This is a genomic window from Pectobacterium sp. HCp5_1, assembly GCF_032905925.1.
GTDB lineage: Bacteria > Pseudomonadota > Gammaproteobacteria > Enterobacterales > Enterobacteriaceae > Pectobacterium > Pectobacterium brasiliense_A.
In genome coordinates, this window is record NZ_JAUMIO010000050.1 from 1 (window position 1) to 18,330 (window position 18,330).

The 18,330-nt window shown below is 53.5% G+C and carries 19 protein-coding genes and 1 riboswitch; of the genes, 8 read left to right on the plus strand and 11 right to left on the minus strand.

Going from position 1 to position 18,330, the window contains the following annotated elements; translation table 11 throughout:
* Positions 1-329 precede the first annotated feature (329 nt).
* The gene (gene shiA, locus Q3A88_RS20480) at positions 330-1,727 is read left to right on the plus strand and encodes a shikimate transporter (RefSeq protein WP_317178552.1); all 1,398 of its coding nucleotides are present in this window, start codon (positions 330-332) and stop codon (positions 1,725-1,727) included.
* An 82-nt stretch (positions 1,728-1,809) separates the two neighbouring features.
* On the opposite strand, the gene Q3A88_RS20485 is transcribed toward shiA, so the two are convergent.
* Positions 1,810-2,001: a DUF1127 domain-containing protein gene (locus Q3A88_RS20485; RefSeq protein WP_095701244.1), complete on the minus strand. Its 192-nt coding sequence runs from the start codon at positions 1,999-2,001 to the stop codon at positions 1,810-1,812.
* A gap of 173 nt (positions 2,002-2,174) precedes the next feature.
* Here Q3A88_RS20485 and Q3A88_RS20490 point away from each other — a divergent pair, with 173 nt between their 5' ends.
* The gene (locus tag Q3A88_RS20490; RefSeq protein WP_317178553.1) at positions 2,175-3,611 is read left to right on the plus strand and encodes a PLP-dependent aminotransferase family protein; all 1,437 of its coding nucleotides are present in this window, start codon (positions 2,175-2,177) and stop codon (positions 3,609-3,611) included.
* 295 nt (positions 3,612-3,906) lie between these two features.
* On the opposite strand, the gene thiH is transcribed toward Q3A88_RS20490, so the two are convergent.
* The 7 genes from thiH to Q3A88_RS20525 all read right to left on the minus strand — a co-directional run bounded on the left by thiH (position 3,907) and on the right by Q3A88_RS20525 (position 10,236).
* Positions 3,907-5,028 (minus strand): 2-iminoacetate synthase ThiH, encoded by a 1,122-nt coding sequence (gene thiH / locus Q3A88_RS20495; protein WP_317178554.1) that lies wholly within the window; start codon positions 5,026-5,028, stop codon positions 3,907-3,909.
* Positions 5,028-5,810 carry a thiazole synthase gene (locus tag Q3A88_RS20500; RefSeq protein WP_110164258.1) on the minus strand — a complete coding sequence of 261 codons (783 nt, stop codon included), beginning with the start codon at positions 5,808-5,810 and terminating at the stop codon, positions 5,028-5,030. The genes thiH and Q3A88_RS20500 overlap by 1 nt, the downstream gene beginning before the upstream one ends.
* A gap of 1 nt (position 5,811) precedes the next feature.
* A complete protein-coding gene (thiS, locus tag Q3A88_RS20505) occupies positions 5,812-6,012 on the minus strand; it encodes a sulfur carrier protein ThiS (RefSeq protein ID WP_110164257.1) in 201 nt (66 codons plus the stop codon).
* A complete protein-coding gene (locus Q3A88_RS20510) occupies positions 6,009-6,788 on the minus strand; it encodes a HesA/MoeB/ThiF family protein (protein ID WP_110164256.1) in 780 nt (259 codons plus the stop codon). The genes thiS and Q3A88_RS20510 overlap by 4 nt, the downstream gene beginning before the upstream one ends.
* Before the next feature lies 1 nt (position 6,789).
* Positions 6,790-7,431 carry a thiamine phosphate synthase gene (gene thiE / locus Q3A88_RS20515; RefSeq protein WP_110164255.1) on the minus strand — a complete coding sequence of 214 codons (642 nt, stop codon included), beginning with the start codon at positions 7,429-7,431 and terminating at the stop codon, positions 6,790-6,792.
* Positions 7,428-9,383 carry a phosphomethylpyrimidine synthase ThiC gene (gene thiC, locus Q3A88_RS20520; RefSeq protein WP_110164254.1) on the minus strand — a complete coding sequence of 652 codons (1,956 nt, stop codon included), beginning with the start codon at positions 9,381-9,383 and terminating at the stop codon, positions 7,428-7,430. The genes thiE and thiC overlap by 4 nt, the downstream gene beginning before the upstream one ends.
* Before the next feature lie 114 nt (positions 9,384-9,497).
* Positions 9,498-9,652, minus strand: a riboswitch (TPP riboswitch).
* Positions 9,653-9,774: 122 nt separating this feature from the next.
* On the minus strand, positions 9,775-10,236 hold the full coding sequence (locus Q3A88_RS20525; protein ID WP_010285518.1) for an Rsd/AlgQ family anti-sigma factor: 462 nt from the start codon (positions 10,234-10,236) through the stop codon (positions 9,775-9,777).
* A gap of 108 nt (positions 10,237-10,344) precedes the next feature.
* Here Q3A88_RS20525 and nudC point away from each other — a divergent pair, with 108 nt between their 5' ends.
* From nudC to Q3A88_RS20555, 6 genes are all read left to right on the plus strand, one after another.
* Entirely contained in the window at positions 10,345-11,127 is a 783-nt protein-coding gene (gene nudC, locus Q3A88_RS20530; protein ID WP_014913807.1) for an NAD(+) diphosphatase, read from the plus strand.
* 148 nt (positions 11,128-11,275) lie between these two features.
* Entirely contained in the window at positions 11,276-12,340 is a 1,065-nt protein-coding gene (gene hemE / locus Q3A88_RS20535; protein ID WP_014913808.1) for a uroporphyrinogen decarboxylase, read from the plus strand.
* Between the two features lie 15 nt (positions 12,341-12,355).
* Positions 12,356-13,045, plus strand: a complete 690-nt coding sequence (gene nfi / locus Q3A88_RS20540; RefSeq protein ID WP_317178555.1) for a deoxyribonuclease V — start codon at positions 12,356-12,358, stop codon at positions 13,043-13,045.
* 77 nt (positions 13,046-13,122) lie between these two features.
* A complete protein-coding gene (locus Q3A88_RS20545; RefSeq protein WP_010285522.1) occupies positions 13,123-13,713 on the plus strand; it encodes a YjaG family protein in 591 nt (196 codons plus the stop codon).
* 204 nt (positions 13,714-13,917) lie between these two features.
* Positions 13,918-14,190 carry a nucleoid-associated protein HU-alpha gene (hupA, locus tag Q3A88_RS20550; RefSeq protein ID WP_005970302.1) on the plus strand — a complete coding sequence of 91 codons (273 nt, stop codon included), beginning with the start codon at positions 13,918-13,920 and terminating at the stop codon, positions 14,188-14,190.
* A 4-nt stretch (positions 14,191-14,194) separates the two neighbouring features.
* Complete coding sequence (locus Q3A88_RS20555) at positions 14,195-14,881, plus strand: DUF1481 domain-containing protein (RefSeq protein ID WP_072040535.1); 687 nt, start codon at positions 14,195-14,197, stop codon at positions 14,879-14,881.
* 60 nt (positions 14,882-14,941) lie between these two features.
* Here the strand turns inward: Q3A88_RS20555 and purD are convergent, their stop codons facing one another.
* The 3 genes from purD to Q3A88_RS20570 all read right to left on the minus strand — a co-directional run.
* Positions 14,942-16,228 (minus strand): phosphoribosylamine--glycine ligase, encoded by a 1,287-nt coding sequence (gene purD / locus Q3A88_RS20560; RefSeq protein WP_317178556.1) that lies wholly within the window; start codon positions 16,226-16,228, stop codon positions 14,942-14,944.
* 17 nt (positions 16,229-16,245) lie between these two features.
* A complete protein-coding gene (gene purH / locus Q3A88_RS20565) occupies positions 16,246-17,835 on the minus strand; it encodes a bifunctional phosphoribosylaminoimidazolecarboxamide formyltransferase/IMP cyclohydrolase (RefSeq protein WP_039512027.1) in 1,590 nt (529 codons plus the stop codon).
* 254 nt (positions 17,836-18,089) lie between these two features.
* Positions 18,090-18,330: hypothetical protein (locus tag Q3A88_RS20570; RefSeq protein WP_317178557.1), on the minus strand; the 241-nt coding region annotated here is incomplete at its 5' end.

An 18,330-nucleotide genomic window follows, 5' to 3' on the forward strand; every position in this document is an offset into this window, starting at 1 on the left:
ACGGGATACCAGATCAAGAGCCTGTCCAATGTGCATAAAAAAATCCGGAAACGGGTGAGCATTTCCGGATTTTTACACAGCCACTGGATCGGTCAACCGATCCTTAACTGATCGGCATTACAGCTATCATGGCTGGGGTTTTTTTATTGCGCACATCCCTGTGCGCTACCTGAAGGCCGTCGCAAGCGACGTTAAAAATTGATGGAAGGCGTCCTGCCTTCCGCCCTACGGGCCAACGCGATGCGTTGTTAAAAAACGCTCCCGGCGTTTTATATCATCCTGAAATTTTTTGTTGTACAGTAGTGTAAAGTAAATAGAACGGAACCGACATGGACACCTCAACTACGCCAACACTCTCACAGCCTGGCGGCTCATTACCTCAGCAAGATGACTCACTTTCTTCTGATAAAACCCTACAAACACAGTCAGTAAGCCATTCTCAACATCGAGCAAAACGTGCAGCATGGGGCAGTTTTGTGGGGGCCGTTGTCGACTGGTACGATTTTTTACTGTACGGAATTGTTGCCGCTCTTGTATTTAATACCGAATTTTTCCCACAGGTCAGCCCAACGATGGGGACGCTGGCGGCATTTGGTACGTTCGGCGTTGGTTTCCTGTTCCGACCGCTAGGCGGTATGGTGTTCGGCCACTTCGGCGATAAGCTGGGCCGTAAACGAATGCTGATGATCACGGTCTGGATGATGGGTATTTCTACTGCACTGATTGGTCTGTTGCCGTCGTTTGATTCGATTGGCTGGTGGGCACCAGTGCTGCTGGTTACGCTGCGTGCAATTCAGGGCTTTGCGGTGGGTGGTGAATGGGGTGGTGCGGCACTGTTGGCGGTAGAGAATGCACCGAAGAAGAAGAAAGCTTTTTACAGCAGCGGCGTACAGGTTGGCTTTGGGGTCGGATTGTTGCTAGCTACTGGGTCGGTATCGGTGGTGAGCAATTTGACGACCAATGAAGAATTTACCACCTGGGGCTGGCGTCTACCGTTCTTATTCAGCCTGATTCTGGTGGCTATCGCCTGGTGGGTGCGTAACGGGATGGATGAGTCTCAGGAATTTGAGGCGAATAAAACGCTGGGAGAAAGAGCCAATAAACTGCGTTCGTTCCCTATCATGGAAGCACTGCGCCAGCACCCGAAGGCATTCCTGCTGATTATCGCGCTACGGCTTGGCGAACTGCTGACGATGTATATCGTTACCGCGTTTGCTCTCAATTATTCCACGACCCATCTTGGGCTATCGCGGGATATCTTCCTGAATATCGGGCTGCTGGTGGGGGCGATCAGCTGCGTATCTATTCCTTTCTTTGCCTATCTGGCAGATAGCTTCGGCCGCCGTCGGATCTACGTTACTGGCGCACTGATTGGGGCTGCGAGTGCGGTGCCATTCTTTATGGCGTTGGAAAGCCATAACACACTGCTGATTCTGTTCTTTGCCATCATGTTGGCGAATATTGCCCACGATATGATTGTTAGCGTACAGCAGCCGATGTTTACCGAACTATTTGGCACGACTTACCGCTATAGCGGGGCGGGTGTGGGTTATCAGGTCGCCAGTGTGGTTGGCGGCGGGTTTACACCTTTTATCGCCGTTCTGCTGGTGCAGTTTATGGATGGTTCATGGCATGCGGTGGCGGCTTACCTTGCCATTGGCTGCTTACTTTCGGCGATTGTCGGAATGCGGATGAAGGCAACATCGTCGGACGCTTTGCCTGACTAACCTCTTCATTTCACTAATCTCGTGTGCCGATACAGATGCAGAGCCTGTATTGGCACATTTTTTACTGTTTTTTGCCGTGGCGTTATCTGAACCGATCAAGATCGCTTCGCTTCAGCCCGATATCCTTAAGCCCGTCATCACTCATATTTTTTAGTATCTTCAGCGTTTGTGCCCTTGCCCGCCAGGCTTTCCACAAGCGGTACGGCAAAATCAGCATTAGCCAAAATGGTGACTCGCGGAACGGTTTTTGTGATCGATTCTCATGAAATTCCATATTTTCCCCCTCGCTAGTGAATGATCGCTATGATGAGGCGAAAGGTATTTTCAATACAGATGCAAAAAATCCATTTTTTTAGCATACAGATTGTGTGATATTGCATCTGAATGGTGATTTTTATTCGAATCTGTACTGGTTGTGGTTGGGTATCTTAATAGGGGACGATACTGATGACGCGTTATCAACACCTTGCCGGGCTGTTAGAACAGCGGATTGAACAAGGGTTGTACCAAAGTGGAGAGCGCCTGCCTTCGGTACGGGCGCTGAGTACAGAGCATGGTGTCAGCATCAGTACCGTACAGCAGGCCTACCATCTGCTGGAAACTCGGCAGTTGATTATGCCGCAGCCGCGTTCGGGATATTTCGTCACGCCGCGTAAGGCCACACCGCCTGTACCCGCGCTAACGCGTCCTGCCCAACGTCCGGTCGAGATCACACAGTGGGAATCGGTACTGGAGCTGGTGAACGTACGTCTGGAAACGAACATACTGAAGTTTGGTAGCGGAATGCCGGATGTGAGCCAGCCGACCATCAAACCCCTGTGGAAAGAGATGGCCCGCCTCTGCCAATATCAGGATTCCCGTGTCTTACAATATGACAGTATTTATGGTATGCCAGAGCTGCTCGACCAGATTGCCCGCCTTACCGTCGACTGCGGCTGCCAGCTCACTCGAGATGATATTGTGGTCACGACCGGATGTCAGGAAGCCTTATTTGTTGCGGTCCGTGCCGTTTGCCAGCCCGGCGACATCGTAGCCGTTGAATCACCCGCTTTTCCGGGCACGATGCAGATCCTCCGTGGACTAGATATCAAAGCGATCGAGATCCCAACCGATTCAGTAACGGGGATCAGTCTCGAAGCGTTAAGACTGGCGCTGGATCAGTGGCCGATCAAAGCCGTGCTTCTGGTGCCGAGCTGTAACAATCCGCTTGGTTTTATCATGCCTGACGCCCGCAAGAAATCGCTGGTGACGCTAGCGCAGCATTTTGATATCGCGATTATTGAAGACGATGCCTATGGCGAGCTGGCCTATGAATATCCGCGTCCCCGCGCGATAAAATCATTTGATGAGGATGGACGTGTACTGTTGTGCAGTTCGTTTTCAAAGAATCTGGCACCCGGTTTGCGCGTCGGCTGGATCGCCCCGGGGCGCTATCTAGAACGCGTGATCCATACAAAATACATCAGCACGGGATCGACAGTGGTACAGCCCCAGCTAGCTGTGGCGGAATTTATTCGTAACGGACACTATCAGCCTCATCTACGCCGTATGCGTGCTCAGTACAAGGCTAATCTGGATACGTTTACCTGTTGGGTTCGTGAGTATTTTCCGTCCAATATTTGTGTGAGTCGCCCACAAGGTGGCTTTCTGATGTGGATTGAGCTGCCTGAATATTTTGATTCGCTCAAACTCAGCCGTGAGGTCAGAAAAGCGGGCATACAGATAGCCGCGGGTTCGCTCTTCTCCGCCTCGGGAAAATACCGTAATTGTCTTCGGCTTAATTATGCTAATCGCTTCACGGAAGAGATGAGGGAAGGGCTGCGCATCGTGGGTAGTGAAATCGCGAAGATGATGCACACTTTTCCTGACCAGAACGTAACCTGATTATTGTTAAGGAAGGGCCGATACGGGTAAGGATAAGCCCCGTATCGGCGGGTTGATGTGCAGAGCCGATAAGTAGCAAACGGCTCTGGCCAGCAAGCTCCGTAATCATGCTCAGGCTTGCCAACGACGCTACTGTATTACTCAGCGAATGCCGTGACGATAGGCCGAATGTCATGTTGCGCGGCGCTATCCTGAGAATGTTGCCTTCAGTGTAATTCTCATTTCGGCTTGCGAGTCGCGTCCCAAATCAGGCGTATCGCTGTCTTATCTGTTCAGTAACTTATCTGTTCGGTAACTACCGGCCTAAATAACCGTCCCAGTCTTTCCACACGGGCTGGAGACCTGCGCGTATGATGGCCTGCGCCACGTCTTCAGGACGCCGCGAGTCATGCGGTGAAAACTGTTCCAGTTCCGGATGGTCGTCGGCGTAGCCACCCGGCTGGGTTTTGGAAAATGCGCTGACGTTGTTAATTGCGATAGGAATGGCATGATCGCGGAAGAAAGGCGACTCACGCGTGGATAGCGACAGCTCAATATCCGGCGACAGCAACCGGAATGCGCAAATCACCTGCATGAGCTGCGCTTCATCCATGAGCGACGCCGGTTCAATGCCGCCCGCACAGGGGCGCAGGCGCGGGAACGAGATAGAATAACGGCTCTGCCAGTAGCTCTGCTGTAAGTGCAGCAGGTGTTCCGCCACCATGTAGCAGTCGGTGCGCCAGCTATTGGACAGGCCGATTAAGGCACCCAGCCCGATCTTGTCGATCCCCGCACGACCCAGTCGATCCGGTGTGGCGAGTCGCCAGTGGAAATCCTGCTTTTGTCCTTTTAGATGGTGCAACTGATAGGTCGCCGGATGATAGGTTTCCTGATAGACCATCACGCCATCCAGACCCAGTGCTTTTAATTCGGCGTACTCGTCCTGCGACAAGGGCTGAACTTCAATCATCAGCGAACTGAAGAGCGGTCGGATCAGCGGAAAGACGCGACGAAAATAATCCATGCCTACTTTACGCTGATGTTCGCCAGTCACGAGCAACAGGTGTTCAAACCCCAGTTCCTTGATAGCGGCGCATTCACGCAGAATTTCTGCTTCATCCAGCGTTTTTCGCTTGATGTGGTTACTCATCGAAAAGCCGCAGTAGGTACAGTCGTTGGAGCACAGGTTGGACAGGTACAGCGGGACATAGAAGCTTACCGTATTGCCGAAACGCTGTCGGGTAAGCTGTTGCGCCCGCTGAGCTAGCGGTTCCAGATAGGTACTGGCGGCAGGTGAAATGAGCGCCATAAAATCGTCACGCGTCAGGTGTGGGGCAGCAAGCGCTCGTTCAACATCGCGTGTAGTTTTACCGTTGATGCGCAGCGTCAGGTCATCCCAGTCGAGCTGTTCCCAGACGGTTTGGAAATCGACGTTCATCACTTTGTCCCTTCTGTTTGCCGATGAAGAAAACCGGTGAGCGGGCTGGTGGCGCTGGCGACAAACTGCTTACTTCCCAGCCCGGCCTGACGGGCAAGCCCTCCGGCATCGACTGCCAGCCGGAATGCGTGTGCCATCGCCACGGGATCGCGAGCAACGGCGATGGCCGTGTTGACCAGAACGGCATCGGCTCCCATTTCCAGCGCATCAGCCGCATGGCTGGGTGCGCCAATACCCGCATCGACAATCACCGGAACGCGCGCCTGTTCGATGATGATGCGGAGAAAGTCACGCGTTTGCAGTCCCTGATTGGAGCCAATCGGTGCGCCCAGCGGCATCACCGCCGCGCAGCCGACTTCTTCCAGCCGTTTGCATAGTACCGGGTCGGCACCGCAGTAGGGCAGTACCGTGAATCCTTCTTTTACCAGCTGTTCGGCGGCTTTCAGGGTTTCGATAGGGTCGGGCAGCAGGTATTTCACATCGGGATGAATTTCCAGTTTCAGCCAGCGAGTATCCAGCGCCTCACGCGCCAGTCGGGCCGCAAAAATGGCTTCATCGGCCGTTTTGGCACCTGACGTATTCGGCAGCAGCTTAATGCCGAGCTGGCGTAGCGGGGCGAGAATGGCATCGTTGCCGCCGTTCAGGTCAACGCGTTTCATCGCCATGGTGACCATCTGCGAGCCAGAAGCCTCAAGTGCCGCTAGCATCAGTTCTGGCGTGGCGAATTTCCCGGTGCCGGTCAGCAGCCGTGAAGTGAATGTCGTATCGGCAATGTGCAGCATGTCATCCTCCCGCGATGGCCTGAAAAAGCAAAATATCATCACCGTCCTGCACCTGATGCTGTGACCAGATGGCGTGCGGGATAATGGTCTGGTTGATGGCCAACGCTGTACCAGGCTGGAGCCGATTGATCTCGCTCAGTAGCGCCTCAATCGTGATAGCTTCTGGGAATTCAAAGAGCTCATCATTCAGCGTGATTTTCATGCCGCGCCCCCGCATACCGGGCAATGGGGCGCGCGGGTTAGTTGAAGCGTGTTCCAGCTCTGCTGTTTGCCATTGAACATTCTCAGCTTGCCGTCCAACGCGGATGGCATACCAGCCAGCAGTTTGATCGCTTCCAGCGCCTGAAGTGTGCCAATCACGCCGACTACCGGCCCCAGCACGCCTGCGGTACGGCAGTTGCGCTGCGGTTCGGTTGTATCGGGATACAGGCAGGCGTAGCAGCCAGCGTGATAAGGCGGCGTGAAGACGGCGAGCTGGCCGCTGAAGCCGACGGCGCTCCCGCTGATGAGCGGCTTGCCTGCGCTAAAACAGGCGGCGTTAACCGCATGGCGAGTGGTCATGTTATCGCTGCAATCCAGCACCAGCTCGACGCGGCTAACGGCATGGTGTAACGCGTCACCGCTGAGCCTCTCGGTAATCGCAATCGCTTCTGAGTTCGGGTTTAACGCCTGTAGCTGGCGCTGGGCCAGCACGGCTTTGGGCTTGTCGGTATCGCTGGTGCGATACAGAATCTGACGTTGCAGGTTGCTGATGTGCAGTGCGTCATCGTCGGCAAGCAGCAGTGTGCCGACCCCGGCGGCCGCCAGATAGAGCGACGCGGGAGCACCCAGCCCACCTAGGCCCACCAGCAGAACGCGGGCGGCTTTGAGCTTCTCCTGACCTTCCGGGCCAATATCTTCCAGCATCAGCTGACGGCTGTAGCGCATGAACTCGCTATCGCTCAGTCCGGCAGACGTTGGATGGGGATTCGTTACCATGTCATGCCTCCCGTCCTTCAATCATCCTGAGCAGCGTCGCGGTTGCCTGCCGCCAGTCTGGTGCTTGCGTAATGGCGCTGACGACGGCAATGCTGCCGACACCCGTTTTCAGCACCGCAGGGACTCTGTCGGTGCTGATGCCGCCAATCGCCACGGTGGGAAAACGGCCTTGCAGATCGGAGATGTGGCGCGCCAGTTCGGCCAGTCCCTGCGGCGCTGATGGCATGTCTTTGGTTTGGGTTGGGAAAATATGCCCCAGCGCGATGTAGGACGGGCTGATCGCCACCGCACGCTCCAGCTCACGATCGTCGTGCGTGGAGACGCCTAACCGCAGGCCAGCTTGTTTAATCGCGGCCAGATCGGCGGTGTCCAGATCTTCCTGCCCCAGATGTACGCCGTATGCCTGATGTTTGACGGCTAAGCTCCAGTAGTCATTGATGAAAAGTTGCGCCTGATAGTGGCGACCCAAGGCGATCGCCTGGATCACCTCGGCTTCGGCTTGTTCATCTGACCGATCTTTGATTCTCAGTTGGATCGTTTTCACCCCGACGCCGAGTAGTCGTTCGATCCATTCCACGCTATCGACAACGGGATAAAGCCCCAGCCGCTGCGGCGTTGGGGCAAAGGGCGTCGAATCCATCATTTGCTTTCCTCGGTTTGCAGGCTGGTGGCGCTGTGATAAAGCTCGCTGCCGCGCGAGCGGAATTCCTGCGACATCTGTGCCATACCGACTTCAATCGGTTTAGCTTCCGCTTCCTGTTTTGCGGCGTAGTCGCGTACTTCCTGTGAGATTTTCATCGAGCAGAATTTAGGACCGCACATGGAACAGAAGTGGGCGACTTTACCGGATTCTTGCGGCAGGGTTTCATCGTGGTAGGCGCGTGCTGTTTGGGGATCGAGTGCCAGATTGAACTGGTCTTCCCAACGGAATTCGAAACGCGCTTTCGACATGGCGTTATCGCGGATCTGCGCACCGGGATGACCTTTCGCTAAATCGGCGGCGTGGGCGGCGATCTTGTAGGTAATCAGCCCCTGTTTAACGTCTTCTTTGTTCGGTAAGCCAAGATGTTCCTTCGGCGTCACGTAGCAGAGCATCGCGCAGCCGAACCAGCCGATCATGGCGGCACCGATGCCGGAGGTGAAATGATCGTAACCCGGTGCGATATCGGTAGTTAGCGGGCCGAGCGTATAGAATGGCGCTTCGTGGCAGTGTTCCAGCTCTTCGGTCATGTTGCGGCGGATCATCTGCATCGGAACGTGCCCAGGGCCTTCGATCATCACTTGTACGTCGTATTCCCAGGCGATTTTGGTCAGCTCGCCCAGCGTATGCAGCTCGGCAAACTGGGCTTCGTCGTTGGCATCCTGAATGGAACCGGGGCGTAAGCCGTCACCCAGTGACAGCGCGACGTCATAAGCGGCGCAGATTTCACAGATTTCACGGAAGTGTTCGTACAGGAAACTTTCTTTGTGATGCGACAGGCACCACTTCGCCATGATGGAACCGCCGCGTGAGACGATGCCGGTCAGGCGTTTGGCCGTCATCGGCACGTAGCGCAGCAGCACACCCGCGTGGATAGTAAAATAGTCCACCCCTTGCTCGGCCTGCTCCAGCAGCGTATCGCGGAACATTTTCCAGTTCAGGTTTTCCGCCACGCCGTTCACTTTCTCTAGCGCCTGATAAATCGGTACCGTCCCGATTGGCACGGGGCTGTTACGCAGAATCCACTCGCGTGTTTCGTGAATATAGCGACCGGTTGAGAGATCCATCACCGTATCCGCACCCCAGCGGGTAGACCAGACCAGCTTTTCCACCTCTTCTTCGATGGAGGAGGTCACGGCGGAGTTGCCGATATTGGCGTTAACCTTCACCAGAAAATTGCGACCGATGATCATCGGCTCTGATTCTGGATGGTTGATGTTGGAAGGGATAATGGCGCGACCGGCGGCCACTTCCTGACGGACAAATTCCGGTGTGATGTTCTCCGGCAGTAGGGCACCGAAACTTTGCCCCGGATGCTGCTGGCGCAGCACCTCACCGCGAATGCGTTCGCGTCCCATATTTTCGCGAATGGCGATAAATTCCATTTCGGGGGTAATGATCCCCTGTCGGGCATAGTGGAGCTGGGTAACGCGTTTGCCTGCTTTGGCACGCAGCGGCCGTGGCAAATGTTCAAAGCGCAGATGATCCAGACCGGCATCCGCCAGACGCTGCTGGGTGAAATCAGAGCTGACGCCAGATAGTGCTTCAGTGTCGTGGCGTTCTGCAATCCAGCTGGCGCGCAGCTTCGCTAGCCCAACGCGGACATCGGGTTGCGCAGCGGGATCGCCATAAGGCCCTGACGTATCGTAAACCGGGATTGGTTCATTGGGTTCGTATTGAGGGTTGTCTTTACTGCCGCCGAGTAACGTCGGGCTAAGCTGAATTTCTCGCATTGGCACGTGGATGTCATCACGTGAGCCCGCAAGGTAAATACGTTTGGAATTGGGAAAGGCGGTTCCCTGTAAGGTTTCAATAAACTGCTGGGCGGCGGCACGCTGTTCACGGCGACCCGATTTTGACGACACTGTTTTTATAGACAAAGGTTCTGTAGACATAGCAAGTTCCTGTAAGACGTAAAGGGAAGATTGCTTGTCTGGAGCCGGAGGGAGTAATAATGATATTGAGCGTCAGAGCAGGTATGTGGAAATACGCAGCCTTGGGCTCAATAGAGGTGCATTACTCTTGTTCCCTTCGCAGGTATTAACCCGATCAGGTTCCGCGGATCCCGAATTAACGGTCTCAGCCTGTGCGCTCATAAGTTTCGTCATAACGATTGATTTCGTAAAACAAAACACGAGCACGCTAGGCACTCCGACAAGATATGCCCGTCTCTTAAACGGGCCAATAAAACCCCTACACTGTATGTCGGCAAAACGCGGATGTCAAAGCGTGCCGCTTTTGCTTTTACAATGTGTGATGATGTCCTGAAATAACGTCAAATGACGGCTATTTGTCGTAAACCTGCTGAATCATTCTGTCTTCTAACGTAAAACGTTCTTCCAGCGCTTCGCCGACGTGGGAGAGTGCCTGCTGGAATTCGAGGCAGTTATCATGGTCGATGGCTGCCGCCAGATGGCTATCGTAAAACGTCATAATTTGCTGCGTGTTATTTTGCAGGGCGAGGTCGAGCTGGGTGGAAAGCGCTAATACTTGTTCGCTGTGCGTCGCTGCTTCATGCAGCATTTTTTCGTATAAATGAAAGTGGCCGGTAGAAAGATAGTCCACCAGATTCTGGCAAAAATTATCCAATGCCTCTTCATCCAGAAGAGAAAGCGTTTCCTTATTCGGCTTGATGCCAACCAGATGATAGTAAGCCACCAGAAGCTGCTTACGCGCTTGTAGCCATTGGTCGATTAACGCATTATTGCCACCAACGTATTCAGTTAGACTTTGTAGCTGGTTTAGCATTGTTGACTCCGTGAACGGTAAGAAATAACTGAAATCCCAGTTATAAAACTTATGTAATCACTCTGAATGTAAAATGCCAGTGAAGTGGCAGTGGAGCAATAAAAAGATATGGAACAGACGCTAAAAGGTGACGAAACCGGCTGGTGGGTGGTTAGCGACGCGGTACAAATCTGGCTCCCTCAGGGAGAATTGCCGCGCGGAACGGCTACGGCGTGGTCGTTGCAGGGGAAAACGGCTCGCCAAATCGGTGAATGGCAAGGACTGCCTGTCTGGCTGGTCTGCCAGGGCCGGGATTCTGATATGGCATCGGTTCGCCAGTTGCTCGATCAGGACGTAGGCTTATTCCAGCTGGCGGGGCGAGGCGTACAGCTGGCTGAATTCTATCGCTCTCATCGTTTTTGCGGTTATTGCGGCCATGAAATGGTGCGGAGTAAAACGGAGCTGGCGTGCTTATGTCACCACTGCAAAGAGCGCTATTATCCGCAGATCGCGCCTTGCATCATCGTCGCGATTCGCCGTGGCGAGGAAATTTTGCTGGCACAACACAATCGGCATCGCGGAAACATGTACACCGTGCTGGCCGGGTTTGTCGAAGTGGGCGAAACGCTGGAGCAGACGGTCGTGCGTGAGGTGATGGAAGAGAGCCAAATCCAGATAAAAAACCTGCGCTATGTGAGTTCGCAGCCTTGGCCATTCCCTCATTCACTGATGATGGCGTTTATGGCCGAGTATGCGGGCGGCGAAATCAAGCATGACCCGAAAGAGCTGCGTGACGCGGGCTGGTTCCGCTATGACCAACTCCCGCAGTTGCCTCCACCGGGCACCGTGGCGCGTCGGCTTATCGAAGATACGGTGGTACTGTGCCGCGCTTATCACGAGAACGAAGGCTGACGTGGTAGTATTGGCGTCATGAATGGCTCGTGTACACCGCGCACCTGCGTCATAGCGTATTCGCTTCATAAAGCGTTCGCCTTATAACGCATCCGTTTCATCACATCTATCCGGTGTAGAACCGCCGTGAGGTTGAAAGGAAAAGAACATGACTGATCTGAAAAATGATCGCTATTTGCGGGCGTTATTACGCCAACCCGTTGATGTCACCCCAGTGTGGATGATGCGTCAGGCGGGGCGTTATCTGCCGGAATATAAGGCAACGCGCGCGCAAGCGGGTGATTTTATGTCGCTGTGTAAAAACGCAGAGTTGGCTTGTGAAGTCACGTTACAACCTTTACGGCGCTATGCGCTGGATGCGGCGATCCTGTTCTCCGATATCCTGACTATCCCTGATGCGATGGGCTTAGGGCTTTATTTTGAAGCGGGGGAAGGTCCGCGCTTTCAGTCTCCGATCACGTCTCATGCCGATGTGGTTAACCTGCCGGTTCCCGATCCAGAGCAGGAACTCGGTTATGTGATGAACGCGGTGCGGACGATCCGTAAAAATCTCGCCGGGGAAGTGCCGCTTATCGGCTTCTCGGGCAGTCCGTGGACGCTGGCGACCTATATGGTTGAAGGCGGTAGCAGCAAAGCGTTTACCGTCATCAAGAAAATGATGTTCGCCGAGCCTAAAACGCTACACCTGTTGCTGGATAAGCTGGCTGATAGCGTCATTCTCTATCTCAACGCGCAGATTCGTGCGGGTGCGCAGGCGGTGATGGTCTTCGATACCTGGGGCGGCGCGCTGAGCGGGCGTGACTACAAAGAATTCTCCCTGCATTACATGCATAAGATTGTTGATGGTTTACAGCGCGAGAATGAAGGCCGCCGCGTACCCGTGACGCTCTTCACCAAAGGCGGAGGCCAGTGGCTGGAAGCAATGGCGGAAACAGGCTGTGACGCGCTGGGGCTGGACTGGACGAGCGATATTGCCGACGCACGCCGTCGAGTAGGCGATAAAGTCGCGCTACAGGGAAATATGGATCCGTCGATGTTGTATGCCGATCCGGCACGGATCGAGCAGGAAGTGGCATCGATCCTGGCCGGATTTGGACAAGGCAATGGCCATGTTTTCAATCTGGGTCACGGCATTCATCAGGATGTGCCGCCGGAGCACGCGGGCGTGTTTGTTGAGGCCGTTCATCGGTTGTCTCGCCCTTATCACGCATGATTCACAGGAGGTGATGTGATTGATACACAACGGCTGCGGGCTGAACAGTTGGCCCGCGCTTCTGATGTGATTCGGCACGACGATTTACCTTTTAAGCAGCCCACGTTTATCGCGGGTGCGGATGTTGGCTTTGAGCAAGAAGGCTCAGTAACCCGCGCTGCGATTGCGGTAATGCGCTATCCTTCGTTGGAACTGATAGAATACAAGATTGCGCGTATCAGCACGACAATGCCTTATATCCCCGGTTTTCTTTCGTTTCGTGAATGCCCTGGGCTACTCGCCGCGTGGGCGTTGCTTGAACAGAAACCGGACCTGCTGTTTGTCGACGGGCATGGGATTTCCCACCCGCGTCGTCTCGGCGTTGCCAGCCATTTTGGTCTGCTAGTTGATGTTCCGACGATTGGCGTGGCAAAAAGTCGACTTTGTGGCCGATTTGAGCCATTGGCGGAGGGCGTTGGCAGCCAGCAGCCGTTACTGGATAAGGGTGAGCAGATTGGCTGGGTATGGCGTAGCAAAGCGCGCTGTAATCCGCTGTTTGTGGCGACGGGGCATCGAGTCAGTCAGGATAGTGCATTGCACTGGGTACAATCTTGTATGCGCGGCTACCGTTTACCGGAGCCGACTCGTTGGGCTGATGCTGTCGCATCAAATCGTCCCGCATTTGTGCGTTGGCAACGGCAGCAAGCCGCTAACGTATTGTCGTAAAACTTTAGGAATTCAGGCATAGGGCGTCACTGTGATTTCAGGTACACTGCCGTCCGTCGCCGTTAATGAGCATAAAAATGTTACGTAACCCCATTCATTTACGTCTGGAAAAGCTGGCGAGCTGGCAACATGTCACTTTCATGGCATGTCTTTGTGAACGTATGTATCCAAATTACCACGAGTTTTGTCGTCAAACAGAATTCGGCGACGCGATGGTTTACCGTCGCATTCTCGATCTGGTATGGGAAACATTGGTTGTTAAAGATGCGAAGGTCAATTTTGATAGCCAGTTGGAAAAGCTGGAAGAAGCGGTTCCCGCCGCGGAAGATTACGATCTTTACGGCGTCTACCCGGCTATTGATGCCTGTATCGCACTGGGCGAGCTGATTCATTCGCGCTTAAGCGGTGAAACGCTGGAACATGCGATAGCGATTAGCGAAACGTCTATCCGCACGGTTGCCATGCTGGAAATGACGCAGGCAGGCAAAGAAATGACCGACGATGAGCTCAAGGTTTTGCCTGCAATTGAAGAAGAATGGGACATCCAATGGGAGATTTTTCGCCTGTTGGCGGCCTGCGAAGAACGCGATATTGAGCTGATCAAAGGGCTCCGTTCCGATCTGCGCGAGGCCGGAAGTAGTAACATCGGGATAAATTTGCATCAATAACGCGATAAAACGTGATTTAAGGCCTGAAATGGCCTGTCTTAAGGCTTCACATTCGCACCCTGTCTGGTCTACATTTGGGGGGCGTAAAAAAAGTGGCTGTCGGTGCGTGTATGCAGGAGAGTGCTATTACACCCTGAAATGGGAAAGGGCATATCCGTCGCACTCGATGCTTAGCAAGCGATAAACACACTGTAAGGATAACTTATGAATAAGACTCAACTGATTGATGTAATTGCGGACAAAGCTGATCTGTCAAAAGCACAGGCTAAAGCAGCTCTGGAATCAACTTTGGCGGCAATTACCGAGTCTCTGAAAGAAGGTGATGCAGTACAATTAGTTGGTTTTGGTACGTTTAAAGTGAACCATCGTAATGAGCGCACTGGCCGCAACCCACAAACCGGTAAAGAAATCAAAATCGCTGCTGCCAACGTGCCAGCATTTGTTTCTGGCAAGGCTCTGAAAGACGCTGTTAAATAAGCCCATGCCGGTTAAAAGTTTAAGCAGAGGGGCGTTTTCGCCCCTTTTGCTTTTACGACGTTTGTGTGGCGCAGGCCTCGTGCTTATAGCCGTGGTAGCTTGTAGTAGCCGCACCGCACCGCCGGACGTTTTCGCCAGCGGCTACGTTGCCGATCGTGGTGTTGTGCGTTTGTGGCGTAAGGATGATGCGCAGAATACGACGGCGCTGACCACCGTATACAACCCGCTTCAAGGCAATGGTCTGGTGGTGACGCGCTATACGTTCCAGCAGGATAAGCTACGCGAGATACAGCGTAATCAGCTCGGGGCGCAACAAGAAGATATGCGTTTGCGCTTTGCAGAAGATGGAACTGTCAGCTTTATGCAGCGGCAGCTTGCCGAAAGACGTGAATCGGTTTCTGATGATGAAATCGCGCTCTACCAGTTCGATGCGAAGCGCATGCTGGAGTTGAGCGATGTATTGCGTGCAGGCAAGGTGAGGCTAAAGCAAGGGAAATGGCTGGAAGGGCAGGTGCAGTCTTGTGACGGTACGGTGGTTCGCCCTGATTTTGACAACGACTCGCGTGAATGGATCGCGCAGCAAAAAGCCCATGCAACGCGCCCGCTAAACGTCGCGTGGCTGGAAGCGCCAGAAGGGACGCAGTTATTGCTGGTGGTGGAAGATGACGTCTGCCAGTGGGAACCTAAGTAACCATTAGCTATAAAAAACCCGGATTTCTCCGGGCTTCAGTATTTATCAGACAACCGTTTATCAGGCTTGCTCGCGCTCAATAGCACGGTAGCCGATGTCTTTTCGACAGAATACCCCTTGCCACTGAATACCCGCTGCTATTTCATAAGCACGTTGTTGCGCTTCAGCCACGGTATTGCCCAATGCAGTGACGCACAGTACGCGGCCGCCGTTGGTGACGACATTAATGCCGTTCAACTTGGTGCCAGCATGGAAAACTTTGCTATCTTCGGCATCCTGCTGCGGTAAACCAGAAATCACATCGCCTGTATTGTAGTCAGCCGGATAGCCGCCCGCAGCCAATACCACGCCCAGAGACGGACGTTCATCCCAGACTGAATCTTTCTGATCCAACGTGCCGTCACAGGCTGCCAGACACAGTTCCACCAGATCGGAGCGCAGACGCAGCATAATTGGCTGTGTTTCTGGATCGCCGAAGCGGCAGTTGAATTCGATCACTTTTGGCTGACCATCGGCAGAAATCATCAGGCCGGCATACAGGAAACCGACGTAGGTATTTCCCTCTGCGGCCATGCCGTTGACGGTCGGCCAAATCACCTGATCCATCACGCGCTGGTGGATTTCATTGGTCACGACCGGAGCTGGCGAATAAGCGCCCATACCACCGGTGTTCGGGCCCGTATCGTTATCCCCAACACGCTTATGGTCCTGACTGGTTGCCATCGGCAAGACATTCTTGCCGTCTACCATAACGATGAAGCTGGCTTCTTCGCCATCAAGGAATTCTTCCACCACGATACGGTGTCCGGCATCGCCGAATGCATTCCCCGCCAGCATATCCTGAATGGCATTCTCTGCTTCCTGCAACGTCATGGCGACAATCACGCCTTTACCCGCGGCTAGTCCGTCGGCCTTGATGACGATAGGTGCGCCTTTGCTGCGTACATAGGCCAGCGCGGGTTCAACTTCGGTGAAGTTCTGGTATTCCGCTGATGGGATATTGTGGCGTGCCAGAAAATCTTTAGTAAAGGCTTTAGAGCCTTCTAACTGTGCAGCGCCCTGCGTTGGGCCAAAGATTTTTAGCCCCGCGCTCTGAAATGCATCCACAACACCGATAACTAGCGGTGTTTCTGGACCAACGATGGTTAAATCGATGTGGTTTTCCTGGGCAAAAGCGACTAACGCTGGAATATCAGTGGCGGCGATATCTACGTTGGTCAGCGCTGGCTCAAGTGCGGTACCCGCGTTTCCTGGAGCAACATAAACACGCTTCGCCAGCGGTGACTGCGAGGCTTTCCAGGCTAGCGCGTGCTCGCGTCCGCCATTACCAATTACTAAAATGTTCATTTCGGTCAGCTCCAGAATTAATGGCGGAAATGGCGCATGTCGGTAAAGATCATTGCAATGCCGTGTTCGTTGGCGGCAGCAATGACTTCATCATCACGAATTGACCCGCCCGGTTGGATCACGCAGGTAATACCAACGGCAGCTGCGGCATCAATACCATCACGGAATGGGAAGAACGCATCAGACGCCATAGCTGAACCTTTTACTTCCAGCCCTTCATCGCTCGCTTTGATACCGGCGATTTTCGCTGAGTAAACGCGGCTCATCTGGCCGGCACCTATCCCGATGGTCATGTTGTCACGTGCGTACACAATCGCATTGGATTTAACGAACTTAGCCACTTTCCAGCAGAAAAGGGCATCACGTAATTCCTGTTCGCTCGGCTGGCGCTCGGTGACGACACGCAATTGAGATGCATCGACCATGCCCAGATCGCGATCCTGTACCAGCAAACCACCATTGACGCGTTTGAAGTCCAGCCCAGGAACGCGTTGTTGCCAGCTACCACTAGTCAGGACACGTACGTTCTGTTTGGCTGCGGTGACCTTCAATGCGGCCTCGCTGGCAGATGGCGCAATAATCACTTCAACAAACTGGCGGCTAATGATGGCCTGCGCTGTCTCTTCATCCAGCTCGCGGTTGAAAGCGATAATGCCGCCGAATGCAGATGTTGGGTCGGTTTTATAGGCGCGCTCGTAAGCATCAAGAATTGAGCCGCCAATTGCTACGCCGCACGGATTCGCATGCTTAACGATAACGCAGGCCGGCTCGGCAAATTCTTTCACACATTCCAGCGCCGCATCGGTATCGGCGATGTTGTTATAAGACAGCGCTTTGCCTTGTAACTGTGTCGAGGTGGCGACAGAGGCCTCGTGAATATTCTCTTCTATATAGAAGGCAGCTTGCTGATGGCTATTCTCGCCGTAGCGCATGTCCTGCTTTTTGATGTAGTTCAGGTTTAACGTGCGCGGGAAGTTACCTGATGGTTTATCGGTTTCACCGTGGTAAGGCGGAACCAGTGCACCAAAGTAGTTGGCAATCATACTGTCGTAAGCGGCAGTGTGCTCGAAGGCTTTAATGGCTAAATCGAAACGGGTTTCGTAGGTCAGTGAACCTTCGTTGGCGTCGATTTCATTAATGATGGCGCTGTAGTCGCTGCTCTTGACCACGATAGCCACATCTTTATGGTTCTTGGCGGCGGAGCGAACCATCGTCGGGCCACCGATATCGATATTCTCAACCGCATCTTCTAATGTGCAGTTCTCACGAGCGACGGTCTGAGCAAACGGATACAGATTCACAACCACGATATCAATCGGCTTGATGTCGTGCTGCGTCATGATCGCATCATCTTGATCGCGACGTCCCAGAATGCCGCCGTGTACTTTCGGGTGCAGGGTCTTTACACGCCCATCCATCATTTCCGGGAAGCCGGTGTAGTCAGAGACTTCAGTCACCGCTAAGCCAGCATCGGCCAGTAAACGGGCGGTTCCACCAGTTGAAAGGAGCTCGACGCCACGGTGGGACAGAGCTTGAGCAAATTCGACAATACCTGCTTTGTCAGAAACGCTGAGCAGAGCGCGGCGAATTGGACGGCGTTGTTGCATGATGATGTTATCCCCTGGATTTGGGTAGTCAGTAAAGAACGGTATGTGAATATCGTCTTTGTCAGAGCAATAATTGCGGAATAAAGAGAAATATTCAGTTAGCGTTCGCAGAAACACGACGATTTTGAACGGGGTGAATTGTAGCGAAAACGTTTGCGTGATGCTCGTCAATTTTTGAGTAGAATGCTTTCTGTGGATAAGTTTGTGCAAAAAAAGGTATAAGGCGGGGTTTTGCTGTGGAATGCAGCAAACAGTCATTTTTCTTTAAAATACCTATTGCGGCCTGACGAGAAGTCCCTATAATGCGCCTCCACTGACACGGCAACAGCGACACGCGGTTGGGGTGACAGGAAAAAAGATTCAACGAAGGCGGTCAGTAATGACTTGACTTCACAGCGGAAAAGCATAGTATATGCAGCCCGCGCCACCGATGAAGTGGCACTGCTCTTTAACAATTTAATCAGACAATCTGTGTGGGCACTCACAAGACCGTAT